This is a genomic window from Pseudomonas sp. PL-6 (genome assembly GCF_054110165.1).
Map to the genome: position 1 here is coordinate 2199460 of NZ_CM134189.1, position 26319 is coordinate 2225778.

Sequence of the window (26319 nt, forward strand, 5' to 3'; positions counted from 1 at the left end):
GTTGGTGGCGTTGGCCGCGGGCGGCGGAGCTCGGCAGCGCCGGTTCGCGGTCAAGGCTGGTAGCTTGCATGGCAAGGGCTGTGCCAGGGTGGCGATTTTCCGCCAGCGCCGTGACCACGGGAAAAGCCCCGTGACGCAGCGCACAGCGGGTGGCGGAAACCCGCCATTGGCCCGCTCGGGCCTAGCGGAATCTTGCCGGTGTCAGCCGAGCGCGACGCCCTGCAGCATGGCCAGCAGGGGCTGCGGATAGACGCCGATGGCGAACGCCAGCAGCGCCACCAGCAACAGCATCATGCCGCCGGCGCGCTGACCCCAGTCGAAGGGCGCGTCGTGGCGATGCAGATTGGGCTCGCGCAGGTAGAGGGTGACCATCACCCGCAGGTAGTAGAACAGGCCGATGGCGCTGCCCAGCACCAGGGCGCCGAGCAGCCACCACAGGCGCGCCTCGACGCCCACGGCGATCAGGTAGAACTTGCCGATGAAGCCGGCGGTGAGCGGAATCCCGGCCAGCGACAGCATCATCACGGTGAGCACCGCGGTCAGGTACGGGCGGCGCCAGAACAGCCCGCGGTACTCGTACAGGGCGTCGGCGTCGCGACCGCTGTAGGGGGTGGACATCAGGCTGATCACGCCGAAGGCGCCGAGGGTGGTCAGCACGTAGGTCACCAGGTACACCGCGGCGGCTTCCAGGGCCAGGCCGCGGCTGGCCACCAGGGCCACCAGCAGGTAGCCGAAGTGGGCGATGGAGCTATAGCCGAGCAGGCGCTTGAGGTTGTTCTGCAGCAGCGCCAGCAGGTTGCCCACCAGGATCGAGGCCACCGCCAGGGCGGCGAGCAGCTCGTGCAGGGCCGGCGCGGCGGCCACCGGCGCCAGCTGGAACAGGCGCAGCAGGGCGGCGAACACCGCCACCTTGCTGGCGGTGGCGAGGAAGGCGGCGACCGGCGCCGGCGCGCCTTCGTAGACGTCCGGCGTCCACAGGTGGAAGGGCACCAGCGACAGCTTGAAGGCCAGGCCCACCAGCATCAGGCCCAGCGCCGACTGCGCCAGCAGGCCGGGGGTGCCGAGGCTGGCGCCGATGGCGGCGAAGGCCAGGCTGCCGGATTCGGCGTAGAGCAGGGCCATGCCCATCAGCAGGAAGGCGCTGCCGGCGGCGGAGAGGATCATGTACTTGATCCCGGCCTCCAGCGAGCGGCGGTTGAAGAAGGCGTAGGCGACCAGGGCGTAGGTCGGCACCGAGAGCAGCTCCAGCCCGATGAACAGCCCGGCCAGGTGCTGCGCGCTGACCAGTACCAGGCCGCCGCAGGCGCTGAGCAGCATCAGCAGGTAGAGCTCCTCGCGGTTGCCCGGGTAGCCCTTGCCGCGGCCCTCGCCGAGGTAGGCGTGGGCCAGGGTCACGCAGGCCAGGGTGGCCACCAGGATCAGCGCCATGTAGAAGGCGGCGAAGCTGTCGATGCGCAGCAGCGGGGTGACCTCCAGCGGCATCACCTGCAGCGCCGGCAGCAGGGCCAGCAGCGCCAGGTTGAGGCCGATCACGCTGAGCAGAAAGCTCTGCCGATGGCTGCGGCGCCAGGCGATGCCGAGCATCACCGCGATGGCGGTGGCGGCGCAGACCAGCAGCGGCAGCAGGGCGATGAAGTGCTCGAGGCGTAGATCCATGGCCGGCTACCTCGCGACCGTCAGTTGGGCGAAGGCCGCGCTCAGCCACTGCTGCACGCCCTGCATGCTGGCCGCCGAGGTGTCCAGCACCGCCTGGGGGAACAGCCCGAGCCACAGCAGCAGCGCCACCAGGCCGAGCAGCATGGCCAGCTCGCGGCCGTCCAGCGCCTGCAGCGCCGCCTCGCTCTTAGCCGGCCCGTAGAAGGCGCGCTGCATCATGATCAGGGCATAGACCGAGGCCAGCACCAGGCCGCTGGCGGCGACGACGGTGAACCAGGGCCAGTCCTTGAACGCGCCGAGCAGGATCAGGAATTCGCCGACGAAGTTGCCGGTGCCGGGCATGCCCAGGCTGGCGGCGGCGAAGAACAGGGTGATCCCCGGCAGGTAGTGCATGCGACTCCACAGCCCGCCCATCTGCCCCAGCTCGCGGGTGTGCAGGCGCTCGTAGAGCTGGCCGCAGAGGATGAACAGCGCCGCCGCCGACAGACCGTGGGCGAGCATCTGCACCACCACGCCCTGCAGCGCCAGGGGGTGGCCGCTGTAGATGCCGATCAGGATAAAGCCCATGTGCGAGACGCTGGTGTAGGCGATCAGCCGCTTGATGTCGCTCTGGGCGAAGGCCAGCAGCGCGCCGTAGACGATGCCGAGCAGGCCGAGGCCCATGGCGATGGGGGCGAATTCGGCCGAGGCGTTGGGAAACAGCGGCACGGCGAAGCGCAGCAGGCCGTAGGCGGCGGTCTTCAGCAGGATGCCGGCCAGGTCCACTGAACCGGCGGTCGGCGCCTGGGCATGGGCGTCGGGCAGCCAGGAGTGCAGCGGCACCACCGGCAGCTTGACCGCGAAGGCGACGAAGAAACCCAGCATCAGCAGGTATTCCAGGCCGGGCGCGAGCTCGGCGCGCAGCAGCAGGGCGTAGTCGAAGGTGAGCACGCCGCTGGCATTGAAGTGGCTGAGCACCAGGCCGAGGATGGCCACCAGCATGATCAGGCCGCTGGCCTGGGTGTAGATGAAGAACTTGGTCGCCGCATTGATCCGCGAGCTGCTGCCGTCCGCCGCGCTGTGCCCCCACAGGGCGATGAGGAAGTACATCGGCACCAGCATCATTTCCCAGAAGAAGAAGAACAGGAACAGGTCGAGGGCGAGGAACACGCCGATCACCCCGCCGAGAATCCACATCAGGTTGAGGTGGAAGAAACCCACCCGCGCCTGGATCTCGCGCCAGGAGCAGAGTACCGAGAGCACCCCGAGCAGGCCGGTGAGCAGGATCATCAGCAGCGACAGGCCGTCCAGCGCCAGGTGGATGTTGATGCCCAGGCGGGGAATCCACGGCTGCTTGAATTCCAGCTCCCAGACCGGATCGCGGCCCGGCATCGGCGCCAGCTGGAAGTCGCCTTGGGCCCAGAGCAGCAGGCCCAGCGCCAGCACCAGGAGCATGGTCAGCAGCGCCAGCCAGCGCGGCAGGGTCTGGCTGCGCTGCTCGCCCAGCCAGCACAGCAGGCCGCCGATAAAGGGGATAAGGATCAGCCAGGGCAGGATCATGCCGCCTCCATGCTAGGGTCGGTTGCCGTTTCGTTCGTGGCCGCGCCGGAGCCGGTTTTTCCGCGGGGCTAGGCACGAGACGCGAAGTTTGGTCGTCCAAATGAGCCGTCGAGTAACAACGCACCGCGGAAAAACCGGCCCGGCCCGTAGGGTTGCGCGGCAAATGGCGCCAGCTGTTGTTGCAGGACTTGGCAAGGGAATGGCCATTACCGGCGTCCTGCGCCTAACCTGGCGCCATTTGGCGCAGCAACGCGGCTCACGAACGAAACGGCAACCGACCCTTAAGTCCATGCCAGGGCTCCCAGCAGTAGCACCGCGCCGCCCGCCAGCGAGGCGGCGTACCAGCGCAGCCGGCCGGTCTGGCTCAGGCTCAGCAGCAGGTGCGCCAGCCGCGCCAGGCGCGGCAGCAGGCCGAGGCCGCGGTCGCAGGGGTCGCGGGCCAGCAGCCGGCACAGCCACAGGTAGGGCAGCACGAACAGCCGCTGGTAGAGCCAGTCGAAGCCCCAGGCCGCGCCCCACCAGGCCACCAGCAGGCGTCCCGGGGCGCTGGCGGCCAGTGCCGCGACGTGCCGGCGCTGGCCGAGGAACAGCCCGGCGGCCAGCGCCACGCCGATGATCGCCACCGCCGAGGACAGCAGCTCCAGGCCCAGCCTGCCGTCGCCGTGGGCCGCCCCGGGGCCGGCCGGCAGCACATCGGCCAGCGGCGGGACGATCAGGCCACCGACGAAGGTCGACAGCACCAGCAGCAGGCCCAGCGGCAGCCAGTGGGCGAGGCCCTGGCCGGGGTGGGCGTCGATCTGCGCCTGGCCGTGGAAGGCGATGAAGATCAGGCGGAAGGTGTACAGCGAGGTGAGCAGGGCGCCGACCAGGCCGGCCGTCAGCAGCAGGCGCTCGCCGCCGGCCAGGGCCTGCCAGAGGATCTCGTCCTTGGAATAGAAGCCGGCGGTCACCAGCGGCAGCGCGGCCAGGGCGCCGCCGCCGACCAGGAAGCAGGCGTAGACCAGCGGCAGACGCCGGCGCAGGCCGCCCATCCTGAAGATGTCCTGCTCGTGGTGGCAGGCGTTGATCACCGCGCCGGCGCTGAGGAACAGCAGGGCCTTGAAGAAGGCGTGGGTCATCAGGTGGAAGATCGCCGCCTGCCAGGCGCCGACGCCCAGGGCGAGGAACATGTAGCCGATCTGGCTCATGGTCGAGTAGGCCAGGATGCGCTTGATGTCGCGCTGCACCAGCGCCGCGCAGCCGGCCAGCAGCAGGGTGATGGCGCCCACCGTGCCGACCAGGGCGAGGCTCAGCGGCGCCAGGCTGAACAGGCCGTGGCAGCGGGCGATCAGGTAGACCCCGGCGGTGACCATGGTGGCGGCATGGATCAGCGCCGACACCGGGGTCGGGCCGGCCATGGCGTCGGCCAGCCAGGTCTGCAGCGGCAGCTGCGCCGACTTGCCCACAGCGCCGCCGAGCAGCAGCAGGGTGGCCAGGGTCAGCAGCGCGTCGCCGCTGGCGAAGCGTTGCGGCGCCAGCTCCAGCAGCTCGCGGATGTTCAGCGTGCCGAGGGCGTGGTAGAGCAGGAACAGGCCGAGGGCGAGGAACACGTCGCCGATGCGGGTGACGATGAAGGCCTTCAGCGCCGCCGCGCCGTTGGCCGGGTTGCGGTAGTAGAAACCGATCAGCAGGTAGCTGCACAGGCCCACGCCTTCCCAGCCGAAGTACAGTGCCAGCAGGTTGTCGCCGAGCACCAGCAGCAACATGCTGGCGACGAACAGGTTCATGTAGGCGAAGAAGCGCGCGTAGCCTTCCTCGCCGCGCATGTACCAGCTGGCGAACAGGTGGATGAGAAAGCCGACGCCGCTGACCACGCCGAGCAGGGTCAGCGACAGGCCGTCCAGGTGCAGGGCGATGGCCGGGGCGAAACCGTCCACCTCCAGCCACTGCCACAGCGGCTGGACGTGGACGCCGCCGGCCGGCGGCGCGCTGAGGAACTGCCAGCCGACCCACAGCGCGGTCAGCGCGGCGAGGCCGACCGAGCCGACGCCGATGGTCGCCGCCTGGTTCTCGCTCAGGCGCCCGCGGGAGAACGCCAGGGCGAGGAAGCCGAGCAGCGGCAGGAGCAGGGTCAGGGGCAACAGGTTCATCCGCGCATCTCGCTGGCCGAGTCGATGTCGAGGCTGTCGTGGCGGCGGTACAGCTGCAGCAGGATGGCCAGGCCGATGGCCGCCTCGGCGGCGGCCAGGGTGATCACCAGGATGAACATCACCTGGCCGTCGGCCTGCGCCCAGCGGCTGCCGGCGACGACGAAGGCCAGGGCGGCGGCGTTCATCATCACCTCCAGGCTCATCAGCATGAACAGGATGTTGCGCCGCACCAGCAGGCCCAGCAGGCCCAGGCAGAACAGCAGTACGGCCAGGGCCAGGCCGTGTTCCAGCGGTACCGTGTCGATCATGGCTGGTTGGCCTCCGCGCGGCCGAGGTGGAAGGCGGCGACCAGCGCCGCCAGCAGCAGCATCGAGGCCAGTTCCACCGCCAGCAGGTAGGGGCCGAACAGGCTGATGCCCACCGCCTTGGGCGCCACCGTGGTGTGCCCCAGCGGCTGGCCGCCGTCGAGCCGCCACAGGGCATGCAGCAGCAAGGCCAGCAGCAGCGCGGCGAGGATGCCGGGGCCGATCCAGATGCCCGGGGTCAGCCACTTGCGCTCCTGGGCGATCACCGCCGGGCCGAGGTTGAGCATCATCACCACGAAGACGAACAGCACCATGATCGCCCCGGCGTAGACGATGATCTCCAGCGCCCCGGCGAAGGGCGCGCCGAGGGCGAAGAAGCACATGGCCACGGCCAGCAGCGAAATGATCAGGTAGAGCAGGGCGTGGATCGGGTTGTGGTGGCCGATCACCCGCAGCGTGGCGAGCAGGGCGATGGCGCCGGAGAGGTAGAAGGCGATGGCCATGGTCAGTGGCCTCCCTCAGGTCTATGTTTTTGGAGCACTTCAGGTGCAAAGGCAGCCGCCGCTTTTGCGTGTGCCGGTAGCTCTGGTTGCGCCCCCTCGGGCGCCTTACTTTTCTTTGCTCGTGCAAAGAAAAGTAAGCAAAAGAAACACGCCCCTGCATCCGGGTCTCGCTGCGCTCGACTCCCCTTTCTCCGGTATCGCTCCGGGGGCCGGCGTACATGGGCCATCCCTGGCCCATTACGCCTCTCGCCGCGTCCCTGCGGCTCGTCCCCCTGCGCAATACCTCCGTTCGGCCTCCTGACGGGGGACTTCGCGCGGCTGATGAATTGAATGTTGGCAGGATCCTGCGTGGTAACCCCTCCGGGGAGCCGCCTGGAGCCTATCGACGCGAATGTTCTCGTCATGGCAACAACCCCTTCACATTGACCGGCTCGGCCTCGTTCAGCGCCGCGCCCTTGGGTTTGCCGGCGATGGCCAGGCCGGCCACCCGGTAGAAGTTGTAGTCCGGGTACTTGCCGGTGCCGGCGATCAGCAGGTCGTCCTTCTCGTACACCAGCTGCTGGCGGTCGAACTCGCACATCTCGAAGTCCGGGGTGAGCTGGATCGCGGTGGTCGGGCAGGCCTCCTCGCACAGGCCGCAGAAAATGCAGCGCGAGAAGTTGATGCGGAAGAACTCCGGGTACCAGCGGCCGTCGGCGCTCTCGGCCTTCTGCAGTGAGATGCAGGCCACCGGGCAGGCCACCGCACAGAGGTTGCAGGCCACGCAGCGTTCCTCGCCGTCGGGGTCGCGGGTCAGCACGATGCGCCCGCGGTAGCGCGGCGGCAGGTACACCGGCTCCTCCGGGTACTGCAGGGTGTCGCGCTTGCGAAAGGCGTGGGCGAAGATCATCGCCAGGCTGCGTAGCTGGGTGTAGGTGCCGTGCAGGATGTGGCCGATGGCGCGGAACATAGCAACCTCCCTAGGCCGCCGCGACCAGCACCAGGGCGCCGGTCACCAGCAGGTTGAGCAGGGTCAGCGGCAGGCATACCAGCCAGCTGAAGTTCATCACCTGGTCGTAGCGCGGCCGCGGTATGGACGCGCGCAGGAGGATGAACAGCATGATGAAGAACGCCGTCTTCAGCGCGAACCAGACGAAGGGCGGCAGCAGCGGGCCGTGCCAGCCGCCGAAGAACAGCGTTACCAGCAGCGCCGAGACCAGCACGATGCCGATGTACTCGCCGACGAAGAACATCCCCCATTTCATCCCGGCGTACTCGATGTGGTAGCCGTCGGCCAGTTCCTGTTCGGCCTCCGGCTGGTCGAACGGATGACGGTGGGTGACCGCCACGCCGGCAATGAAGAAGGTGCAGAAGCCGAGGAACTGCGGAACGATGAACCACAGGTGCTGGTGCTGGTAGTCGACTATCTCGCGCAGGTTGAAGGTGCCGGCCTGGGCCACCACACCCATCAGCGCCAGGCCCATGAACACCTCGTAGGACACCGTCTGCGCTGAGGCGCGCAGGCTACCGAGCAGGGCGAACTTGTTGGCGCTGGACCAGCCGGCGAACAGCACGGCATAGACCGCAAGGCCGGCCATGGCGAAGAAGAACAGCAGGCCGATATTCAGGTCGGCGATGCCCCAGGTGGGGGTGATGGGCACCACGGCGAAGGCGATCAGCAGCGCGCTGAGGGCGACTATGGGCGCCAGGGTGAAGATCAGGCGGTCGGCGAACGGCGGCGTCCAGTCCTCCTTGAAGAACATCTTGATCATGTCCGCGCCGAGCTGGAAGGCGCCGAACGGGCCGACCCGGTTGGGTCCGTAGCGATCCTGCCAGAGCCCCAGCAGGCGCCGCTCCACCCAGCTGAGCAGGGCGCCGCAGAGCACCACGGCGACCAGGATGACCAGTGCCTTGAGCACGGCGGTGAGGATCGCCAGCAGCTCGGGCCTGAGCCAGCTCATGGCCGCACCTCTTCGATGCGCTCGGCCAGCAGGCCGTCGAACACTGCCGGCAGCCCGGCGATGCCATGGGGCAGGGCGAGCAGGCCGGGGGCCAGCCGATCGCTCAGCTGCAGCGGCAGCTCGAACGACTCGCCGGCGATCTGCAGGCGCACCCGCGCGCCCTCGCTCAGGCCCAGGCGCTGGCCGTCGGCTCGCGCCAGGGTGGCGCAGGGCGGCGCCATGCGCGCCTGGATCGGCGCGGCCAGGGCGCTGGTTTCTTCGCTGCCGAACAGCTGCTGGCGCGCCACCAGCTGCCAGCAGCCGGGTTCGGCGACGAAGGCCGGCGGAATGTCGTGGCACCAGTCCAGGCGCGCGCCGGAAGGTTCCAGCAGGCGCACGCCGGGGTCGCCGGCGCGCAGGTGGCCGCCCACTTCGTCCTGGAACTTGTTCCAGGCCTGCGGCGAGTTCCACCCCGGCGCCCAGGCGAAGGCCACCTGCTGGCGCGGCTCGGCGCTGCCGGCGTAGCCCTCCATGGAGAAGGCGAAGGCGCTGTCGATGTCCTGCGGCGCGCGCGGCTCGTGCACGCTCTGGTTGGCGCGCATGGCGGTGCGGCCGCTGTAGCGGTGCGGCTCGCGCGCCAGCTTGAGGCCCTTGATGCGAAATGCCGCCGACGGCGCCGCCTCGACTATGCCGGCCAGCGCCGGAATCGCCTCGGCGCAGGCGGCGGTGACCTGATCCAGCTGGGTCCAGTCCACCGCGCGGCCGTCGCGGGTGCAGTGCAGGGCGTGCAGCCAGCGCCAGCCCTCGCGGATCAGGCAGTCGGGGTCGTAGTAGCTCGGCTCGAACACCTGGAAGAAGCGCTGGGCGCGGCCCTCCTGATTGACCAGGGTGCCGTCGCCCTCGGCGAAGCTGGCGGCCGGCAGCAGCAGGTCGGCGCAGGCGGCGGTGGCGCCGTGCTGGTAATCGAGCACCAGCAGGCTGTCGACCGCCTGCAGCGCGGCCTCGACCACGGCATGGTTGGCGCGGCGGTACAGGTCGTTCTCCAGCACCACGGCGGCCTCGGCCTTGCCGTCGATCAGCGCGTGCAGGGCGGCGTCGGCCGAGTCGCCGCCGAGCAGGGCCAGGCCCAGGCTGTTGGCCTCGCCCAGCACCAGGCCGATGCGCGCGTGCTTGCCGTGTTCGTGCAGGGCCTTGGCGATGCTGGCGGCGGCCTGCAGCAGCGCCGGCTGGCCCAGCGAGGTGCCGGCGATCAGCAGCGGCCGTTCGGCGGCCAGCAGGTCGGCGGCGATGCGCTCGGCATGGCGGCGAGTGGCTTCGTCCAGTTCGGGCACCGCCGGCGCCTCGGCATCCAGGGCGTGGGCCACGGCGAAGCCGAGGCGGGCGATGTCGGCCGGCGCGCCGTGCCAGGGCAGGGCCACGTCGTCGAGGCGGGTGGCGTCCGGCGTGGCGCTGTGCAGCGGATAGCGCTCCTGCTGGCCGATGGTCTTGACCGCGGCGTCGAGCCAGGGCTGCACCTGCAGCGACGCGGCCAGCTGCACGGCCTTGCCCTTGACCATCTGGCGCAGCGCCAGGGCCATGCGCGCGGCGCTCTGGGTCAGGTCCTCGCCGAGCACCAGGGCGGCGTCGCAGCTCTCCATCTCGCGCAGGCTGGCGCTGGGCAGCGGGCCGTGCTGCAGCAGCTGCACGGCCAGGTGCAGGCAGTGCAGCTCGCCGGCGGCGATGCCGCTGTAGAAGTGATCCGCACCGACCAGCTGGCGCAGGGCGAAGTTGCTCTCCAGGCTGGCGCGCGGCGAGCCGATGCCGATCACCCGTTTGCCGGCCAGCAGCGCCGCGGCGCGGTCCAGTCCGGCGTCCAGGTCGAGCTGCGTGCCGTCGGCCAGCTGCGGCCGCCGTGGGCGGTCGGCGCGGTTGACGTGGCCGTAGCCGAAGCGGCCGCGGTCGCAGAGGAAGTAGTGGTTGATCGCGCCGTGGTAACGGTTCTCGATGCGGCGGATCTCGCCGTAGCGCTCGCCGGGGCTGATGTTGCAGCCCAGCGAGCAGCCGTGGCAGATGCTCGGGGCGAACTGCATGTCCCATTTGCGGTTGTAGCGCGCCGAGTGGGTCTTGTCGGTGAATACCCCGGTCGGGCAGACCTCGGTGAGGTTGCCGGAGAACTCGCTCTCCAGGGTGCCGTCCTCGACGCGGCCGAAGTAGAGGTTGGCGTGGGCGCCGTACACGCCCAAGTCGCTGCCGCCGGCATAGTCCTTGTAGTAGCGCACGCAGCGGTAGCAGGCGATGCAACGGTTCATCTCGTGACCGATGCAGGGGCCCAGGTCCTGGTTGAGGTGGGTGCGTTTGCTGAAGCGGTAGCGCCGCTGGCTGTGGCCGGTCATCACGGTCATGTCCTGCAGGTGGCAGTGGCCACCTTCCTCGCACACCGGGCAGTCGTGCGGGTGGTTGGTCATCAGCCACTCGACCACGCTCTCGCGGAACTGGCGCGCTTCTTCGTCTTCGATGGATATCCATGGCGCGCTGCCGGCCGGGGTCATGCAGGCCATCACCAGGCGGCCGCGCTGGTCGTTCTCGTCGTTGAACTGCTTGACCGCGCACTGGCGGCAGGCGCCGACGCTGCCGAGCGCCGGGTGCCAGCAGAAGTAGGGGATGTCCAGGCCGAGCGACAGGCAGGCCTGGAGCAGGTTGTCCGCCCCGTCGACCTCGTATGCCTTGCCGTCTATATGGATGGTGGCCATCTGCTGCTGCCTCGTCGTCTGCCTTGCCGTAGAAGCGGTTCGCGCCGCGAGTCGATTCGTCTAGCCCACGCCTTCCGCCTGCATCCGTGTGCGCTGCGCGATTCCCGCCTCGAACTCGTCGCGAAAATACTGCAGGGCGCTGGCCAGCGGCTCCACCGCCCCCGGGGCATGGGCGCAGAAGGTCTTGCCCGGGCCGAGGAAGCGGCACAGCTGCTCCAGCGTCGCGATATCGCCCGGCTGGCCTTCGCCGCGCTCCAGTGCGCGCAACAGCTTGACGCTCCACGGCAGGCCGTCGCGGCAGGGGGTGCAGAAGCCGCAGGACTCGCGGGCGAAGAATTCCTCCATGTTGCGTAGCAGGCCGACCATGCTGACCGAGTCGTCCACCGCCAGCGCCAGGCCGGTGCCCAGGCGCGTGCCGTACCTGGCGATGCCGGCGCTATGCAGCGGCGCATCCAGGTGCTCGGGCAGGAGGAAACCGGTGCCGGCGCCGCCCGGCTGCCAGCACTTGAGGCGATGGCCCGGGCGCATGCCGCCGGCGTGCTCCTCGAACAGTTCGCGCGCCTCGATGCCGAACGGCAGCTCCCAGAGGCCGGGACGCTTGACCTTGCCGGAGAAGCCGAACAGCTTGCTGCCCATGTCCTCGCTGCCGGGGCGGGCCAGGGCGCGGTACCAGTCGACGCCGTGCTCGATGATCGCCGGCACGTTGCACAGGGTCTCGACGTTGTTGACGCAGGTCGGCTTGCCCCACACGCCCACGGTGGCGGGGAACGGTGGCTTGGCCCGCGGGTTGGCACGGCGGCCCTCCAGCGAGTTGATCAGTGCGGTTTCCTCGCCGCAGATGTAGCGCCCGGCGCCGGTATGCACGAAGAGTTCGAGGTCGAAGCCGCTGCCCAGGATATTGCGCCCGAGCAGGCCGGCGGCTTGCGCCTCGGCGATGGCGCGGCGCAGGTGCTGGGCGCACTCGACGTATTCGCCGCGCAGGAAGATGTAGCCGCGCCCGGCCTTGAGAGCGCGCGCGGCGATCAGCATGCCCTCGACCAGCAGGTGCGGCAGCTGCTCCATCAGCAGGCGGTCCTTCCAGGTGTTGGGCTCCATCTCGTCGGCGTTGCACAGCAGGTAGCGCACCTTCAGCGCCTCGTCGGCCGGCATCAGCCCCCATTTCACCCCGGTGGGAAAACCGGCGCCGCCGCGACCCTTGAGTCCGGAATCCTTGACCTGCTGGACGATGTCCGTCGGGGCCAGCTCCAGCAGCGCGTGGCGGGCCGCCCGGTAGCCGCCCTTGGCGCGGTATTCCTCCAGCCAAACCGGCTCGCCGTCGTCGCGCAGGCGCCAGGTCAGCGGATGGGTCTCGGCCGGGCGCACGACCTGGTTGGCCGGGGCGAAGGAGGGCAGGCGGCTCATTCAAAGGCCTCCAGCAGGGCATCGAGGCGCTCCACCGCGACCTCGCCGAAGGTCTGCTCGTCGATCATCAGCGCCGGCGCCTTGTCGCAGTTGCCCAGGCAGCACACCGGCAGCAGGGTGAAGCGGCCGTCGCCTGTGGTCTGGCCCGGCGTCAGGCCGTGGCGCCGGGCCAGGTGGGCCAGCAGCGCTTCGTGGCCGGCGACGTAGCAGGTCATGCTGTCGCACACGCGGATCAGGTGGCGGCCGACCGGCTGGCGGAAGATCTGGCTGTAGAAGGTGGCGACGCCCTCGACGTCGCTGGCGGGAATGCCGAGCAGCTCGCCGATGGCGGCGATGGCGCCGTCCGGCACCCAGCCGCGCTGCTGCTGGACGATCTTCAGCGCCTCGATCGAGGCCGCGCGCGGGTCTTCGTAGTGCTCGCGTTCGTGCTCGATGGCCGCCTGCTCGGCGGCGCTGAGGACGAAGCGGTCGGTCTGTATCAGGTTCGTGCCCATGTTCAACGGTCCACGTCGGCCATGACGAAATCGATACTGCCCAGGTAGGCGATCAGGTCCGCCACCAGGCTGCCCCTGATCACCGCCGGTATCTGCTGCAGATGGGCGAAGCTCGGGGTGCGGATGCGCGTGCGGTAGCTCATGGTGCTGCCGTCGCTGGTTAAGTAATAGCTGTTGATGCCCTTGGTTGCCTCGATCATCTGCAGGCTCTCGCCGGCGGGCATCACCGGGCCCCAGGACACCTGGAGGAAGTGGGTGATCAGCGTCTCGATGTGCTGCAGCGTGCGCTCCTTGGGCGGCGGCGTGGTCAGCGGGTGGTCGGCCTTGTAGGGGCCGGCGGGCATGTTGTGCAGGCACTGCTCGATGATGCGCAGGCTCTGGCGCATCTCCTCGACGCGAATGATGCAGCGGTCGTAGGCGTCGCCGTTGGCGGTCAGCGGCACCTCGAAGTCGAAGCGCTCGTAGCCGGAGTAGGGGCGCGCCTTGCGCAGGTCGAAGTCCAGGCCGGTGGCGCGCAGGCCCGAGCCGGTGACGCCCCAGTCCAGGGCCTGGCGAGTGTTGTAGGCGGCCACGCCAACCGTGCGTCCGCGCAGGATGCTGTTGTCCAGCGCGGCCTTCTGGTACTCGTCCAGGCGTTTGGGCAGCCAGTCGACGAACTCGCGCACCAGCTTGTCCCAGCCGCGCGGCAGGTCGTGGGCGACGCCGCCGATGCGGTACCAGGCCGGGTGCATGCGGAAACCGGTGATGGCCTCGATCACCTGGTAGGCGCGTTGGCGGTCGCTGAAGGTGAAGAACACCGGGGTCATGGCGCCGACGTCCTGGATGTAGGTGCCGAGAAACAGCAGGTGACTGTTGATGCGGAAGAACTCGGCGAGCATCACGCGGATCACCTCGACCCGCTCCGGCACGCGGATGCCGGCCAGCTTCTCCACCGCCAGCACGTAGGGCAGGTTGTTCATCACCCCGCCGAGGTAATCGATCCGATCCGTATAGGGGATGAAGCTGTGCCAGCTTTGCCGCTCGGCCATCTTCTCGGCGCCGCGGTGGTGGTAGCCGATCTCCGGCACGCAGTCGACGATCTCCTCGCCGTCCAGTTGCAGGATGATGCGGAAGGCGCCGTGGGCCGAGGGGTGGTTGGGGCCGAGGTTGAGGAACATGAAGTCCTCGTGGGCGCCGTGACGCTGCATGCCCCAGTCCTCGGGGTTGAAGCGCAGCGCCTCCTGCTCCAGGTCCTGCTTGGCCGCATCCAGGCTGAAGGGGTCGAACTCGGTGGCGCGCGCCGGGTAGTCCTTGCGCAGCGGGTGGCCCTGCCAGGTCGGTGGCATCAGCAGGCGGGTCAGGTGCGGGTGGCCGTCGAAGCGGATGCCGAACATGTCCCACACCTCGCGCTCGTACCAGTTGGCGTTGGGCCAGATGGCGGTGGCGCTGGGCAGGCTGAGGTCGTCCTCGGCGAGGGCGACCTTGAGCAGTACATCGCTGTTTCGCTCGATCGACAGCAGGTGGTAGAACACGCTGAAGTCCGCCGCCGGCAGGCCTTCGCGCTTGGTGCGCAGGCGCTCGTCCATGGCGTGCAGGTCGTACAGCATCAGGTAGGGGCGCGGCAGCTGGCGCAGGGCGCGTAGCACCGCCGGCAGGCGCTCGCGGCCGAGCCAGAGCACCGGCATGCCGGTGCGGGTCGCCTGCACCACGAAGGCGTCGGCGCCGAACAGCGCCTGCAGCTCGGCGACCACGTCGTCGTGGCCGGCGGGCGAGGGGGCGAGGCGGGCGCTGCTGGTGCTCATCAGATCTCGTCCGGGCTGCGCAACTGGGTGACCTGGATACGCTCGGCGCGATTTTTCTCGCGCTGCGAGGGCATCTCGGCGCGGTACACGCCCTGATCGCCGACCACCCAGGACAGCGGCCGGCGTTCCTCGCCGATGGACTGCTGCAGCAGCATCAGACCCTGCAGGAAGGCCTCCGGGCGCGGCGGGCAACCCGGCACGTAGACGTCCACCGGGAGGAACTTGTCGACGCCCTGGACCACCGAGTAGATGTCGTACATGCCGCCGGAATTGGCGCACGAGCCCATGGAGATCACCCACTTGGGTTCGAGCATCTGTTCATATAGACGCTGGATGATCGGCGCCATCTTGATGAAGCAGGTGCCGGCCACCACCATGAAATCGGCCTGGCGCGGCGAGGCGCGGATCACCTCGGCACCGAAGCGGGCGATGTCGTGCGGCGCGGTGAAGGCGGTGGTCATCTCCACGTAGCAGCACGACAGGCCGAAGTTGTAGGGCCACAGCGAATTCTTGCGGCCCCAGTTGACCGTCTGGTGCAGCACCTGCTCGAGGCGGCCCATGAAGACGTTGCGGTGCACCTGGCCGGCCAGCGGGTCGTCGACCAGCTCGCGCTCGCCCATGGGGTAGCGGTTGCCGGGGGCGTCGGGATCGATGCGGGTGAGCTTGTATTGCATCGCGATGACCTCAGGGTTTGCGTGCGCCGAGGCGCCGGCGGCGTGCTTCGGGGGCCCAGTCCAGGGCGCCGACGCGCCACAGGTAGAGCAGCCCGGCGAGCAGGATGAGGATGAACACGGCGGCCTCGATCAGCCCGGCCCAGCCGCTTTCGCGCACGGCGATGGCCCAGGCGAAGAGGAACAGCGCCTCGACGTCGAAGATCACGAAGAGCATGGCCACCAGGTAGAACTTGGCGGAGAAGCGCAGCCGCGCGCTGCCGGTGGGCACGATGCCGGACTCGAAGGGTTCCTCCTTGCTGCGCCCCCAGGCCTTGCCGCCGAGCAGGCTGGATACGCCGAGCATGAAGGCGCACAGGCCGCCCACCGCGAGGAGGAACACCGCCAGCGCCCAGTGCTGGGCGAACGCTTCGCTCATGCCTTACCCCCGTAGCTGAATATCGCTGCCGTGCGCCGGGTTGTCGCGCTGCCTTCGCGCTGCGGGCTGTCGCCTGCGCCGAGGCTGTGCGTGCAGGGCCCGGCAGACCCGTGGCGGCGAACCAACTTGGCGCACCCAAGTGATTTAAATGCTAGGCGCAGTTATCCAGTTGCGCCGGTATAAATTTTAATTTGGTCCAGGGGCCAGAATTGGCGGGGCTTCCAGGGCGCCGCTGACAATCGCTTGAAACGAATTCGATGAGAATAAGTTGCAACTGTCGTGCGGGTCTTAGTTGCACTTCGTCGGCGATTCAAATAGCGATGAATAATTAAAATTTGAGTAATTATCTCGAATCGATATGTCTGGTCTTTGTCGTCGACGACTTTCTTGGACTAGCGTGCATGAATCGCCGAGCCGGCGACGATCCACGGTGATCGAGCAGCACCCAATGACGACGGGGTCTGCGTAGTTGCCGCTGCCTCGGCATGCCGACCCTCAAGCAAAACGACAAGATGAGGGAATCGCCATGCCCGTTGCCCTGTCCCTGCAGCGACTGCTACCCACCGCCCTGTTGCTCGTCCTGGCCGCGCCGGTCCAGGCCGAGCCGGGCGATTACAACTTCTGGCAGACCCTGAGCAACCTGGTGTCGCCGCCCAAGACCGACAATCCGGTGACGCCGGCGCAGCGCACCGGCCTGTATCCGCTGCTGGCCAATCCGGCCGACTTCAACAGCGGTTTCACGCCCGGCAACTACTACGGCTGGCAGACCATCCGGATGGCGCCGCAGACCGGCGCGGTCTGCGGCAACGGCTCGCCCTACAAGTTCTTCGTCAACCGCGTGCCGAATACCCGCAACACCATCATCTACCTCGAAGGCGGCGGCGCCTGCTGGGACTATGCCAGCTGCAGCGGGCAGAGCGGCATCCGCGGCGCGCGCAACCCCAACGGCATCGCCGACGACTACATGTCGCTGCTCAATCCCGGCGCCAGCCTGGTCAGCCCCTTCGTCGTGCGCCTGCACCCCTGGACGCGGGTGAAGACGCAGAACTGGAACATGGTCTACGTGCCCTATTGCACCGGCGATATCTACTCCGGCGACAAGGTGGCGGTGTACCAGGACCCCCAGGGTCAGCAACCGCCGCTGGTGTGGCATCACAACGGCCTGCGCAACATGCGCGCGGTGGTCGGCTGGCTCAAGGACAACCTGCCGCGGCCGACGCAGATGCTCGCCACCGGCTGCAGCGCCGGCGGCGCCGGCAGCCTGACCAACTACGCCAACCTGCGCCAGGACATGGCGCCGAACCGCGGCTACCTGATCAACGATTCGGGTCCGGTGTACAGCGCCCTGGCCGGCGACAACCAGAGCTATCCGTCCTATCCGCTGCAGACCCTGATCCGTCAGGCCTGGGGCCTCGATCAGAGCGGCGGGCCGCTGAATTACCTGCAGGCGCTGCTGCCGGGCTTCAATCCCGGCGATCTGGGCAGCCTGTATCCGGCGCTGTCGAGCCAGCTGCCGGGCGACCGCATGGGTCACACCCATTTCTGGCAGGACCTGAACTATTCGTCCTACTCCTACGAGCGCTTCTACCCGGAGATCGTCAACGCGCCGAACCAGGCCGCCAGGGAGGCGCTGATCAAGCAGCGCTGGGCCACCGACACCGCGCGCCTGCGCGGCCAACTGGCCAACCTGGGCAACGTCGGCGGCTACTTCCCGCAATACCGCGGGGTCAATGAAAGCCACTGCACCAGCATCATCGAGTTCGCCAACGCCGATATCCAGGAGCAGAACCTGCAGCTGGATCACTTCGTCGGCAGCGTGTTGGACGGCAGCGGCCAGGTGCTGGACGCCTCGGAAAGCAGCGATATGGCCGACCGCAGCAAGCCGTTTAACCTGCTGTACTACCTGCTGGATCAGCTGCTCTGAATGGCGCCCCGGTAGTGGCCGCTTGAGGTGATATTCGAGCATTCGCAGATTTTGGCGGCAGGATCGGTGTTATTGCCGATCCTGCCTGCGATCTCTTTTCAGATGTTCTCGGGCGTTATCTGCCGGCTGTTCCCAATGATTAAAAGCCGTACACCTTTTGTTTGTTTCCATGTTCCCAAGTGAACAGGTTGTACTTCTTGTTGCCCGTCCCGTAGTGCTTGCCGTGGCCATAAACGGTCATCGTCCAATTTCCACCCGTGTTGCCTGCCCGGAAGAAAATCGTTCGCTTGTAGCTTTTGCTGGTCCAGTGCCGCAAACCGGTTTCTCTGCCGAGACTTGCATCTGAGTCAAGCGCGCCTAGGAAGTCTGTGCCTTGCTTGGATATACGGCTGTAAACCTCGTTAATGGCGTGAGTGTCGTCCCCGGAAAGAACGTACCTGTCCAAGTCGCCAGCGAGAATGATGTTTGCGTTGAGTGGCATGTGGTTAGTCCTTTTGGCTGATGCGATTGTCCATTGCATGTCTAACGCCTGCTGAGAGGGCAGGCGACGAGCAGTGATGGGCAGGATTAAGGGCCGTAGTGCATGACGCCTCCTTGGCGTGGACTACTGATAGCTGTGCTCGCGCGCTTCCTGCAGGCGCTGGCGCAGGTACTGATCGCGGCTGAGGCCGTCGGGGATGTCCTGCAGGGCCAGCACGTCCTCGACTATGCGTCGCTCCTCGGCCTTGTAGCGTTCGAAGTTCGGGTCGCGGCGCTGCGCCAGACGCGCCTCGCGCTCGGCGCTGAGGGCCTGGTAGCGGCGCACCAGCGCCTCGCCGCGGGCCTTCTGCTCGGCTTCGTCCGGGCTGTCCGCCTTGATCAGCGCCACCTGCAGCAGCAGCGCCTCGCTCAGGGCCAGCTCGCCCTGGCGCTCCAGCGCATCAATGCGCTCGCCCAGTGCTCGGGCTTCGGCGGCGCGGGCGGCAGCGTCCAGTTGCCCGGCCTGCGCGATAAAGTCGCGGTAGCGGTTATGAAAGGCCAGACGCTGCTGTTGTGCCCGAACCTCTGGGGCCGCCAGCCATTGCAGCTGTTCGGCGCTGACCGACTGGGCGCTCGCGGCGCTGGAGGGTGCGGCTGCGGGCGGGGCAGGCGGCACGGCAGCCGGGTCGAGTCGAGCCGGCGCGGGCGGACGCTGCCAGTACCAGGTCAGCGCCGCGCTGGCGAGAACGAGACAGCAGCCGAGCAGCAGGGTGGCGCGGGGCATGGGCACTCCTTGCGCGAGTCGAATGGCGCTTTCAGCGTAGAAGCTGTCGCCGCGCTTTGCCCGTGCGCGAGCAAGGAGGGCGCCCTCTCAGTTGCATGAGAGGGCGCCGGGGGCTTACAGCAGCGGTTTGCCGTCGTCGCGGGTGACGATCACGGTGGCCGAGCGCGGGCGCCGGCCGGGGCCGTCCGGCCAGGTGCTGCGGAAGTTGGTGGGGGTGGAGCCTTCACCCGGGTGCTGGATATTGACGAACAGGGTGCGGAAGTCCGGGGTGGCGGCGATGCCGGTGACTTCGCAACCCACCGGGCCGACCAAAAAGCGCTTCATCTCGCCGGTACGCGGGTCGGCCACCAGCATCTGGTTGTTGCCGAACGGGCCGCTGGCCAGCTGGCTGCCGCTCATGTCGGTCTGGATCCACAACCGGCCATCGTCGTCGAACCACAGGCCGTCCGGGCTGGCCAGGCGGTTGTCGGCGCTCAGCGGCTTGCCGTTGACATCCAGGCTGTCGCCTTCCGGGCCGGCCAGCAGGAACAGGCTCCAGGCGAACGCGCGGCCAGCGTAGTCGCGGCTCAGTTCGCGCCAGCGGATGATATGGCCGTAGGCGTTGGCCGGGCGCGGGTTGGCGGCATCGGCGACGGTGCGCGAGCTGTTGTTGGTGAGGGTGAAGTAAACCTCGCCGTTGTGCGGGTTGACCGCGCCCCATTCCGGGCGATCCATCTTGGTGGCGCCGACGATGTCGGCAGCCAGGCGGGTATTGATCAGCACCTCGCCCTGGTCGGCGAAGCTCACCCCGGCGGCCTGGCAGGCGGCCTGGAAGGCCTTGTCCTGGATGTCCAGCGCCAGCCATTCGCCTTGGCCGTCGGCCTTGAAGCGCGCCACGTAGAGGGTGCCCTCGTCGAGCAGGCTGCCGTCGCTGCGACCCGGCAGGTACTTGCCGCGGCTGACGAACTTGTAGATGTACTCGTTCTGCGAGTCGTCGCCGGAATAGCAGACCACCGGCCGGCCCGGTTTGACCGGGGCGAACACCAGACCCTCGTGGGCGAAGCGACCCAGCGCGGTGCGCTTGACCGGGGTGGATTCCGGGGCGAAGGGGTCGATCTCGACGATCCAGCCGAAGTGGTTCGGCTCGTTGCGGTAGTCGCCTGTGGCCTCGGCGGCCAGGCGGGTGGCGTTGAAGCGCTGGAATTCGTCGCCGGCCAGGTGGTCCCAGCCGTAGCGGCTGGCGCTGCCGACGCCGTAGCGGGTCAGTTCACGCGGGCGCTCGGCGTCGCCACTGGCGAAGTAGCCGGCCCAGTTCTCCTCGCAGGTCAGGTAGGTGCCCCAGGGCGTGAAGCCGTTGGCGCAGTTGTTCAGGGTGCCGCGGGTGGCGGTGCCGTCCGGGCTGTAGCGGGTCCGGAGCAGGGCGTGGCCGCGCGCCGGGCCGCCGATCTGCATCGGCGTGGCGCCGGTGATGCGGCGGTTGCGGGCGCTGGGCAGCACCTCCCATTGGCCGCGCACACGGCGCACTTCCACCACCGAGGCGCCATGGGCGTTGATTTCCTTGCGCACCTCGTCGGTGCTGCTGCGCTTGCCGTTCACCAGGCTCGGGCCGTTGGGATGCAGCAGCGGCGCGTCGATGTACTCGTGGTTGAGCACCAGCAGACCGTGGTCGCTGTTGCGACCACCGCCGCGCTGGCCGTCGATGGGGAAGAAGTGCATGCCGTCGTGATGCATGCCGATCTGGTCGGCCTGGTCGGCGGCGCTGTTGCCGGCGTTGTCGAGAAAGGCCGGAAAGCTGCCGCGGATCGGCGTACCCCAGGGAATGAAGGGCGTGGCCTTGTAGCCGGGCGGCACGCTGATGGTGTCGGCGCGGGTCACCGCCACCGGGCTGAACGGCAGGCGCCTGCCGCGCTTGTCCAGGCGCTCGAGCAGGTCCTTGAGCGGGTTGCCGGCGGCCTCGGCACTGCCGGGCAGGGCCACGCCGAGAAAGCCCATGACGCCGAGTGCGGCGCCGCCGGCGACCACCTGGCGCCGGCTCAGGCCGGCTTCGATCAACTCGTTGATATGGGGATTGGCGGAGGCGTTGCTGAGCGGCTCGTCGCCGTTGCCGAATAGCACGTCTTGCTCGTGTTCATTGCGCATGGGGGGCTCCTGAGGCTGATCGACGGAGCCATGACGCTAACCAAGCAAGACGACGGGAAAGTGACAACGGCTGTGCGCTGCTGCACAAATCTGCCCGGAGGGCGGGCCGTAGGGGCGCCGTGCGCAGCAGTCGTTGCCAGCGGCAGCGCTGCGCACGACCGCGGCGGCCCGCGACTCAGGCATAAAAAAGCCCCGGCAAGGCCGGGGCGGATTAGGCAAACGAGACGCTGCGGGTGCGTGGCCCGCAGCGGGGGAACCGTTCTTAGTGGAACTGGTTCATGGTGTTGTCTTTACCGCTCGCCTTCAGAGCAGCTTCGCCAGCGAAGTACTCCTTGTGGTTGTCGCCGATGTCGGAGCCAGCCATGTTCTGGTGCTTGACGCAGGCGATGCCCTGGCGCAGTTCCTGACGCTGTACGCCCTTGACGTAGGCCAGCATGCCCTGGTCGGCGAAGTAGCCCTTGGCCAGGTTGTCGGTGGACAGCGCGGCGGTGTGGTAGGTCGGCAGGGTGATCAGGTGGTGGAAGATGCCGGCGTGGGCCGAACCGTCGCGCTGGAAGGTGCGGATCTTCTCGTCGGCGATCTGGGCCAGTTCGGTTTCGTCGTACTCGACGCTCATCAGCTTGGCGCGGTCGTAGGCGGAAACGTCCTTGCCTTCGGCAACCATGGCGTCGAACACCTGCTGACGGAAGTTCAGGGTCCAGTTGAAGGACGGGCTGTTGTTGTACACCAGCTTGGCGTTCGGGATGACTTCACGGATGCGGTCAACCATGGCCTTGATCTGGCCAACGTGCGGCTTCTCGGTTTCGATCCACAGCAGGTCGGCGCCGTTCTGCAGGCTGGTGATGCAGTCCAGGACGCAGCGGTCTTCGCCGGTGCCGGCACGGAACTGGAACAGGTTGGACGGCAGGCGCTTCGGACGCAGCAGCTTGCCACCGCGGTTGATCACCACGTCGCCGTTGCCCAGCTCGGCAGCGGACACTTCTTCGCAATCGAGGAAGCTGTTGTACAGGTCGCCCAGGTCGCCCGGCTCTTTGGTCACGGCGATCTGCTTGGTCAGGCCGGCGCCCAGGGAGTCGGTACGCGCAACGATCACGCCGTTGTCGATGCCCAGCTCGAGGAAGGCGTAGCGAACGGCAGCGATCTTGGCGAGGAAGTCGGCGTGCGGAACGGTCACTTTGCCGTCCTGGTGGCCGCACTGCTTCTCGTCGGAAACCTGGTTCTCGATCTGGATGCAGCAGGCACCGGCTTCGATCATGCGCTTGGCCAGCAGGTAGGTGGCTTCCGGGTTACCGAAGCCAGCGTCGATGTCGGCGATGATCGGCACGATGTGGGTTTCGTAGTTGTCGATCTGCTTCTGGATCTCGGCCGCCTTGGCGTGGTCGCCAGCGTCACGAGCGGCGTCCAGGGCGGTGAACAGCAGGTCCAGCTCGCGGCTGTCGGCCTGACGCAGGAAGGTGTAGAGCTCTTCGATCAGGTCGGAGACGGCGGTCTTCTCGTGCATCGACTGGTCCGGCAGCGGGCCGAAGTCGGAGCGCAGGGCCGCGACCATCCAGCCGGACAGGTAGAGGTAGCGCTTGTTGGTGGTCTTCAGGTGCTTCTTGATCGAGATCAGCTTCTGCTGACCGATGAAGCCGTGCCAGCAGCCCAGCGACTGGGTGTAGACGGAGGAGTCGGCGTCGTACTCTTCCATGTCCTTGCGCATGATGTCAGCGGTGTACTGAGCGATTTCCAGACCGGTCTTGAAACGGTTCTGAGCGCGCATACGGGCGACGGACTCGGGGTTGATAGCGCTCCAGCTGCTGCCGAACTTCTCTTTCAGAGCGGCTACAGCCTTGATGTCGTTTTGATATGCGGACATGGTCAATCCTTCAAAAAATGTGTTGGTTGAGCACCGACTACCCACTCAATGCGTGCACGGATGCAGCGGCTGCGGGAGGCTTCCACTTTGACGGCGAGAAAACGGCTGGGGCGAGGATTGACCGCGAGGAGGGGGGATGTGGCGAACAGTTCGGGCGCTTGGCGTGGGCCGGTCGGCTCGTGGAAACCTTGGGCACCTGCCGGGCTGTCGATCTGTCTGACGCTAAACGCTTCCCCGTCCCTCAGGACAACTTCGTTCCAGTCGCAACCTCGTCGTACGGCCTTGTGGGCTGTTGGGACACGGACCGCTACGAAGTGCTTCGTTGGCGATCTGGAGATCCTTTTCAGGACCCCTGGCTAGCGGGAGCGAGGCCATCATGCCTCTCGGCAAAAGCTTCGTCAAACGTTTTGTAGTGGTTTTTTTAGACTACTACATATTCTCAAGACGACCGGCCGGTCATGGCGGAAACCCTCTGGTGCGGGCGTTTCCAGCGTTGCGCGGGATTGCGGGGGCTGTCCATTGGTCGAAAGCGGCGAGGGGCTGCGACTTTGGTCGGGGTCAGTCGAGGGCTTCGACCTTCAGGCGCAGGGTCATGTCTTCGCGGCCCTGAGTGGTGCGTCGCTGGAGGATGTCGCGGCTGCTGGAGGCGGTGTCCTCGTTGACCCCGCCGAGGGTGATCCATTCGCCGAGGCGGCCGCTGACCCGGGTGTCGGTGCTCTGCACGTCGATCACGCCGGGGCGGTGGGCGTTGAGGCGGTCGCGCTGGCTGCTGATGCTGACGTGCACCAGCTCGCCGGAGAGGGTGGCGGTGACATAGAAGCCGCGGGTCACGTCGCGGTACTGGGTGTCCTGGTAGACCTGGCCGTAGGGGCCGGTGCTGGTGGTGGTCAGCGGCACGCTCTGGCCGACCTGGATCAGCGCCGGATAGCCCTCGGTGGCTTGCACCTGCTGGGTGCCGCCGCCGCGGCTGTCGGTGCTGCGGCGGATGATGCGCACCTGGTCGCGGCCACCCACTTCGCCGCGGCCGACCTGCACCTCGGCGTCGCCGGCGCTGAGGCTGCCGTCGACCCGGTAGCCGCGGTCGCTCTGGTAGTTGCTGTCGCTGCTCTCCACGCTGATCAGCAGGCGTCGCGGGCGGGTGTCGAGCTGCTCCAGCAACTGGCGCACCTCGTCGATCTTGGCCGGCGAGGCGTTGACGATCAGCTGGTTGCCGTAGGGGCTGACCCGGCCCTCGTTGCCCAGCACCGACTGCACCACGCCGATCACCTCGTCGGCGGTGCGGTAGTTGAGCGGGATCACCTCGGTGGCCGCCTGCAGCGGCAGGCACAGGCCGAGAAGCAGGGCGGCGAGCAGGGCACGCAGGGTCATAGCAGGAAACTCCGCAGATCGGGATCGCTGATGCTGGTATCCCAGGCCTGGTCGAACTGCGCCTGGCGCTGGCGCACCCGCGCCGGGTCGCGGTACAGGGCGTAGCCGGCCTGCTGGCCGAGCTCGGGGCGCAGCAGCAGGCCCTGGTCGTCGGCGATCAGGTAGGCCAGTTCTTCACTGGGATAATCCGGGTTGAGTTTGCGGATATGCAGGTTGGAGGACAAGCGCCGCGACAGGCCGAGCAGGCGATGCCCCTCCTTGACCGCGCGGGTCGGGTCGCGCACGAGGATGCGCAGGCGCGCGCGCGGACTGGCCAGAAGGAAGCGGGTGCAGGCCTGCTGCACGCTGCCGTGATGGTAGAGCCAGGGTTCCAGGTCGTCGCTGTACAGGCACAGGCTGCGCTGCGCCTGCTGGATCAGCGCCAGCACATGGGCACGCGCCTGCTGTGGCTGGCTGAAGCGCTCCAGGCGCTCGTGAGCGCCGAGGACGAAGGGCGCCGGCTCCCATTGCGGGGCGTCCGCCGTCGCCGGCTCGGGGTTGTGCACGGCAAAACGCCCCGGCGATTCGAACTCGATAGCCGCGAGCTCGGCCGGCTGCGGGGTATCGCTCGTCTCGAGCGGGGCGTCTTCGTCGTCCATTGCGGCCTCTACTGGCGGGTGCGCACCATGTCCACGTGCGGGATGCCGGCGTCGAGGTACTCGCCGCTGACTATCTCGAAGCCTAGCCTTTCATAGAACGGCGTGGCGTGCACCTGGGCGCTGAGTATTTGCCGATCCAGGCCGCGTTTTTCCGCTTCCGCGATCACCGCCTGCATCAGCGCTTCGCCGACCTTGAGGCCGCGCCAGTCCTTGAGTACCGAGACGCGGCCGATATGGCCGTCCGGCAGCAGGCGCGCGGTGCCCACGGCGTAGTCGCCTTCCTCGGCGAGAAAATGCACCGCTTCGGCGTCTTCGGCGTCCCATTCCAGCTCCGGCGGCACCGCCTGTTCGGCGACGAACACGCTTTCGCGGATACGCCGCAGCTCGGCGTTGTCCTTATGCCAGTCCGCGACGCGAACTCGGATCTCACTCATCGGCGAACCCCAGACTACCTTGCTTGACCAGTTCCCAGAGCAGGGTACGCCCCTCGTCATCGGCCAGCCAGGCGCCAAGGTTATCGATATGTAACGCATCGGCGCTGCAGATCAGCTTGAGCAACTCGCGCAGGCGCGCCGACACCAGGCGGCTCTGGCCGCTGGCGAACAGCACCAGATCCTCGCCGACTTCCGACCAGGCCATGCGCGCGCTGGGGTTGCGGATGATCACGGCGCCGTCTTCCAGGCTGCCGAGAAATTCTTCTTCGTCGATCTCGATGCCGGCGACCAGCTCCGGATACTTGGGCTCGGTCATGAACTGGCCGAACCAGGTCATCAGCAGGCGTTCGTCGCTCATGTGCTCGTTGAGCAGGGCCTTCAGGCGCTCCAGGGCGTCGCGCTGGATCTGGTTGGGATCCTCGCTCGGCTGGATATCGGCGTCGCTGTAACGTTCCTCCTCGGGGAGGAACTGGCCGAGAAAATCGGTGAAATGGGTCAGGACTTCGGCGGCGCTCGGCGCGCGGAAACCCACGGAATAAGTCATGCAATCATCCTCAGCGGTGCCACAGTGGGCGAGGCGCGGCGGCAGGTAGAGCATGTCGCCGGGTGCCAGCACCCATTCATCGGTTGGTTCGAATTCGGCCAGGATCTTCAGATCGGCGTGGGGCAGCAGCGGGCTGTCGGAGTCGCACATCTGGCCGATCTGCCAGCGGCGATGACCGTAACCCTGCAGCAGGAAAACGTCGTAGTTGTCGAAATGCGGGCCGACGCCGCCGCCGGGCGCGGCGAAGCTGATCATCAGGTCGTCGATGCGCCACTTGGGCAGGAACTTGAAGTCCTCCAGCAGTTCGGCCACTTCCGGGACGAACTGGTCGACCGCCTGCACCAGCAGGGTCCAATCGCGCTCGGGCAGGTTCTGGAAGCTGTCCTCGGCGAAGGGGCCGCGTTGCAGTTCCCAGGGGCGTTCGCCGTGCTCGATGACCAGGCGCGACTCGACTTCTTCCTCCAGGGCCAGGCCGGCCAGCTCGTCCGGGCTGATCGGGCTTTCGAAGCCGGGCACGGCCTGGCGCACCAGCAGCGGTTTCTTCTGCCAGTAGTCGCGCAGGAATTCACGGGCTGTGAGGCCACCCAGCAGTTGCAGCGGAGTATCAGGATTCATCAGTAAGCCCTTGAAATAGAAAAAAACCTTAA

22 protein-coding genes are annotated in these 26319 nt (G+C 67.7%); 1 reads left to right on the top strand and 21 read right to left on the bottom strand.

Going from position 1 to position 26319, the window contains the following annotated elements:
- Positions 1-201 precede the first annotated feature (201 nt).
- The 13 genes from nuoN to ndhC all read right to left on the bottom strand — a co-directional run bounded on the left by nuoN (position 202) and on the right by ndhC (position 15545).
- Positions 202-1656 (bottom strand): NADH-quinone oxidoreductase subunit NuoN, encoded by a 1455-nt coding sequence (gene nuoN, locus ACW9UL_RS10225; RefSeq protein ID WP_021443291.1) that lies wholly within the window; start codon positions 1654-1656, stop codon positions 202-204.
- Between the two features lie 6 nt (positions 1657-1662).
- Complete coding sequence (gene nuoM / locus ACW9UL_RS10230; RefSeq protein ID WP_457790564.1) at positions 1663-3195, bottom strand: NADH-quinone oxidoreductase subunit M; 1533 nt, start codon at positions 3193-3195, stop codon at positions 1663-1665.
- Between the two features lie 281 nt (positions 3196-3476).
- Positions 3477-5324, bottom strand: a complete 1848-nt coding sequence (gene nuoL, locus ACW9UL_RS10235) for an NADH-quinone oxidoreductase subunit L (RefSeq protein WP_457790566.1) — start codon at positions 5322-5324, stop codon at positions 3477-3479.
- Positions 5321-5629 carry an NADH-quinone oxidoreductase subunit NuoK gene (gene nuoK, locus ACW9UL_RS10240; protein ID WP_122108003.1) on the bottom strand — a complete coding sequence of 103 codons (309 nt, stop codon included), beginning with the start codon at positions 5627-5629 and terminating at the stop codon, positions 5321-5323. Before nuoK ends, nuoL begins: the two co-directional genes overlap by 4 nt.
- Positions 5629-6132 (bottom strand): NADH-quinone oxidoreductase subunit J, encoded by a 504-nt coding sequence (gene nuoJ, locus ACW9UL_RS10245; protein ID WP_021444218.1) that lies wholly within the window; start codon positions 6130-6132, stop codon positions 5629-5631. The genes nuoK and nuoJ overlap by 1 nt, the downstream gene beginning before the upstream one ends.
- A 400-nt stretch (positions 6133-6532) precedes the next feature.
- Entirely contained in the window at positions 6533-7081 is a 549-nt protein-coding gene (gene nuoI, locus ACW9UL_RS10250) for an NADH-quinone oxidoreductase subunit NuoI (protein ID WP_122107801.1), read from the bottom strand.
- Between the two features lie 10 nt (positions 7082-7091).
- On the bottom strand, positions 7092-8072 hold the full coding sequence (gene nuoH / locus ACW9UL_RS10255; RefSeq protein WP_457790568.1) for an NADH-quinone oxidoreductase subunit NuoH: 981 nt from the start codon (positions 8070-8072) through the stop codon (positions 7092-7094).
- The gene (gene nuoG / locus ACW9UL_RS10260) at positions 8069-10780 is read right to left on the bottom strand and encodes an NADH-quinone oxidoreductase subunit NuoG (protein ID WP_457790570.1); all 2712 of its coding nucleotides are present in this window, start codon (positions 10778-10780) and stop codon (positions 8069-8071) included. The genes nuoH and nuoG overlap by 4 nt, the downstream gene beginning before the upstream one ends.
- 60 nt (positions 10781-10840) lie before the next feature.
- The gene (gene nuoF, locus ACW9UL_RS10265) at positions 10841-12181 is read right to left on the bottom strand and encodes an NADH-quinone oxidoreductase subunit NuoF (protein ID WP_457790572.1); all 1341 of its coding nucleotides are present in this window, start codon (positions 12179-12181) and stop codon (positions 10841-10843) included.
- Complete coding sequence (nuoE, locus tag ACW9UL_RS10270; RefSeq protein WP_457790573.1) at positions 12178-12675, bottom strand: NADH-quinone oxidoreductase subunit NuoE; 498 nt, start codon at positions 12673-12675, stop codon at positions 12178-12180. Before nuoE ends, nuoF begins: the two co-directional genes overlap by 4 nt.
- 2 nt (positions 12676-12677) lie before the next feature.
- On the bottom strand, positions 12678-14456 hold the full coding sequence (gene nuoC / locus ACW9UL_RS10275) for an NADH-quinone oxidoreductase subunit C/D (RefSeq protein ID WP_457790575.1): 1779 nt from the start codon (positions 14454-14456) through the stop codon (positions 12678-12680).
- Positions 14456-15130 (bottom strand): NuoB/complex I 20 kDa subunit family protein, encoded by a 675-nt coding sequence (locus tag ACW9UL_RS10280; RefSeq protein WP_457790577.1) that lies wholly within the window; start codon positions 15128-15130, stop codon positions 14456-14458. Before ACW9UL_RS10280 ends, nuoC begins: the two co-directional genes overlap by 1 nt.
- 10 nt (positions 15131-15140) lie before the next feature.
- Entirely contained in the window at positions 15141-15545 is a 405-nt protein-coding gene (ndhC, locus tag ACW9UL_RS10285) for an NADH-quinone oxidoreductase subunit A (RefSeq protein WP_397487613.1), read from the bottom strand.
- A 526-nt stretch (positions 15546-16071) separates the two neighbouring features.
- Between ndhC and ACW9UL_RS10290 the strand changes: the two genes are divergently transcribed.
- On the top strand, positions 16072-17469 hold the full coding sequence (locus ACW9UL_RS10290; protein ID WP_457790579.1) for a pectin acetylesterase-family hydrolase: 1398 nt from the start codon (positions 16072-16074) through the stop codon (positions 17467-17469).
- Between the two features lie 139 nt (positions 17470-17608).
- On the opposite strand, the gene ACW9UL_RS10295 is transcribed toward ACW9UL_RS10290, so the two are convergent.
- The 8 genes from ACW9UL_RS10295 to ACW9UL_RS10330 all read right to left on the bottom strand — a co-directional run bounded on the left by ACW9UL_RS10295 (position 17609) and on the right by ACW9UL_RS10330 (position 26287).
- Positions 17609-17950 carry a hypothetical protein gene (locus ACW9UL_RS10295; RefSeq protein ID WP_397497135.1) on the bottom strand — a complete coding sequence of 114 codons (342 nt, stop codon included), beginning with the start codon at positions 17948-17950 and terminating at the stop codon, positions 17609-17611.
- Between the two features lie 123 nt (positions 17951-18073).
- Positions 18074-18712, bottom strand: a complete 639-nt coding sequence (locus tag ACW9UL_RS10300; protein ID WP_457790581.1) for a hypothetical protein — start codon at positions 18710-18712, stop codon at positions 18074-18076.
- A gap of 114 nt (positions 18713-18826) precedes the next feature.
- Positions 18827-20830 carry a PhoX family protein gene (locus ACW9UL_RS10305; RefSeq protein ID WP_457790583.1) on the bottom strand — a complete coding sequence of 668 codons (2004 nt, stop codon included), beginning with the start codon at positions 20828-20830 and terminating at the stop codon, positions 18827-18829.
- A gap of 262 nt (positions 20831-21092) precedes the next feature.
- Complete coding sequence (locus ACW9UL_RS10310; RefSeq protein WP_021445845.1) at positions 21093-22688, bottom strand: isocitrate lyase; 1596 nt, start codon at positions 22686-22688, stop codon at positions 21093-21095.
- Between the two features lie 558 nt (positions 22689-23246).
- On the bottom strand, positions 23247-24056 hold the full coding sequence (locus ACW9UL_RS10315; RefSeq protein WP_122107808.1) for a secretin N-terminal domain-containing protein: 810 nt from the start codon (positions 24054-24056) through the stop codon (positions 23247-23249).
- Positions 24053-24694, bottom strand: a complete 642-nt coding sequence (locus tag ACW9UL_RS10320; RefSeq protein ID WP_457790586.1) for a DUF7931 domain-containing protein — start codon at positions 24692-24694, stop codon at positions 24053-24055. Before ACW9UL_RS10320 ends, ACW9UL_RS10315 begins: the two co-directional genes overlap by 4 nt.
- An 8-nt stretch (positions 24695-24702) precedes the next feature.
- On the bottom strand, positions 24703-25128 hold the full coding sequence (locus ACW9UL_RS10325) for a GNAT family N-acetyltransferase (RefSeq protein ID WP_457790588.1): 426 nt from the start codon (positions 25126-25128) through the stop codon (positions 24703-24705).
- On the bottom strand, positions 25121-26287 hold the full coding sequence (locus tag ACW9UL_RS10330; protein WP_457790590.1) for a ribosomal protein uL16 3-hydroxylase: 1167 nt from the start codon (positions 26285-26287) through the stop codon (positions 25121-25123). Before ACW9UL_RS10330 ends, ACW9UL_RS10325 begins: the two co-directional genes overlap by 8 nt.
- Between the last annotated feature and the right edge of the window lie 32 nt (positions 26288-26319).

Excerpts from the sequence above, each read along its gene's own strand:
- nuoN (WP_021443291.1), bottom strand. The coding sequence starts at position 1,656 with ATGGATCTACGCCTCGAGCACTTCATCGCCCTGCTGCCGCTGCTGGTC.
- nuoM (WP_457790564.1), bottom strand. The coding sequence starts at position 3,195 with ATGATCCTGCCCTGGCTGATCCTTATCCCCTTTATCGGCGGCCTGCTG.
- nuoL (WP_457790566.1), bottom strand. The coding sequence starts at position 5,324 with ATGAACCTGTTGCCCCTGACCCTGCTCCTGCCGCTGCTCGGCTTCCTC.
- nuoJ (WP_021444218.1), bottom strand. The coding sequence starts at position 6,132 with ATGGCCATCGCCTTCTACCTCTCCGGCGCCATCGCCCTGCTCGCCACG.
- nuoI (WP_122107801.1), bottom strand. The coding sequence starts at position 7,081 with ATGTTCCGCGCCATCGGCCACATCCTGCACGGCACCTACACCCAGCTA.
- nuoH (WP_457790568.1), bottom strand. The coding sequence starts at position 8,072 with ATGAGCTGGCTCAGGCCCGAGCTGCTGGCGATCCTCACCGCCGTGCTC.
- nuoG (WP_457790570.1), bottom strand. The coding sequence starts at position 10,780 with ATGGCCACCATCCATATAGACGGCAAGGCATACGAGGTCGACGGGGCG.
- nuoF (WP_457790572.1), bottom strand. The coding sequence starts at position 12,181 with ATGAGCCGCCTGCCCTCCTTCGCCCCGGCCAACCAGGTCGTGCGCCCG.
- nuoE (WP_457790573.1), bottom strand. The coding sequence starts at position 12,675 with ATGGGCACGAACCTGATACAGACCGACCGCTTCGTCCTCAGCGCCGCC.
- nuoC (WP_457790575.1), bottom strand. The coding sequence starts at position 14,456 with ATGAGCACCAGCAGCGCCCGCCTCGCCCCCTCGCCCGCCGGCCACGAC.
- ACW9UL_RS10280 (WP_457790577.1), bottom strand. The coding sequence starts at position 15,130 with ATGCAATACAAGCTCACCCGCATCGATCCCGACGCCCCCGGCAACCGC.
- ndhC (WP_397487613.1), bottom strand. The coding sequence starts at position 15,545 with ATGAGCGAAGCGTTCGCCCAGCACTGGGCGCTGGCGGTGTTCCTCCTC.
- ACW9UL_RS10290 (WP_457790579.1), top strand. The coding sequence starts at position 16,072 with ATGCCCGTTGCCCTGTCCCTGCAGCGACTGCTACCCACCGCCCTGTTG.
- ACW9UL_RS10295 (WP_397497135.1), bottom strand. The coding sequence starts at position 17,950 with ATGCCACTCAACGCAAACATCATTCTCGCTGGCGACTTGGACAGGTAC.
- ACW9UL_RS10300 (WP_457790581.1), bottom strand. The coding sequence starts at position 18,712 with ATGCCCCGCGCCACCCTGCTGCTCGGCTGCTGTCTCGTTCTCGCCAGC.
- ACW9UL_RS10305 (WP_457790583.1), bottom strand. The coding sequence starts at position 20,830 with ATGCGCAATGAACACGAGCAAGACGTGCTATTCGGCAACGGCGACGAG.
- ACW9UL_RS10310 (WP_021445845.1), bottom strand. The coding sequence starts at position 22,688 with ATGTCCGCATATCAAAACGACATCAAGGCTGTAGCCGCTCTGAAAGAG.
- ACW9UL_RS10315 (WP_122107808.1), bottom strand. The coding sequence starts at position 24,056 with ATGACCCTGCGTGCCCTGCTCGCCGCCCTGCTTCTCGGCCTGTGCCTG.
- ACW9UL_RS10320 (WP_457790586.1), bottom strand. The coding sequence starts at position 24,694 with ATGGACGACGAAGACGCCCCGCTCGAGACGAGCGATACCCCGCAGCCG.
- ACW9UL_RS10325 (WP_457790588.1), bottom strand. The coding sequence starts at position 25,128 with ATGAGTGAGATCCGAGTTCGCGTCGCGGACTGGCATAAGGACAACGCC.
- ACW9UL_RS10330 (WP_457790590.1), bottom strand. The coding sequence starts at position 26,287 with ATGAATCCTGATACTCCGCTGCAACTGCTGGGTGGCCTCACAGCCCGT.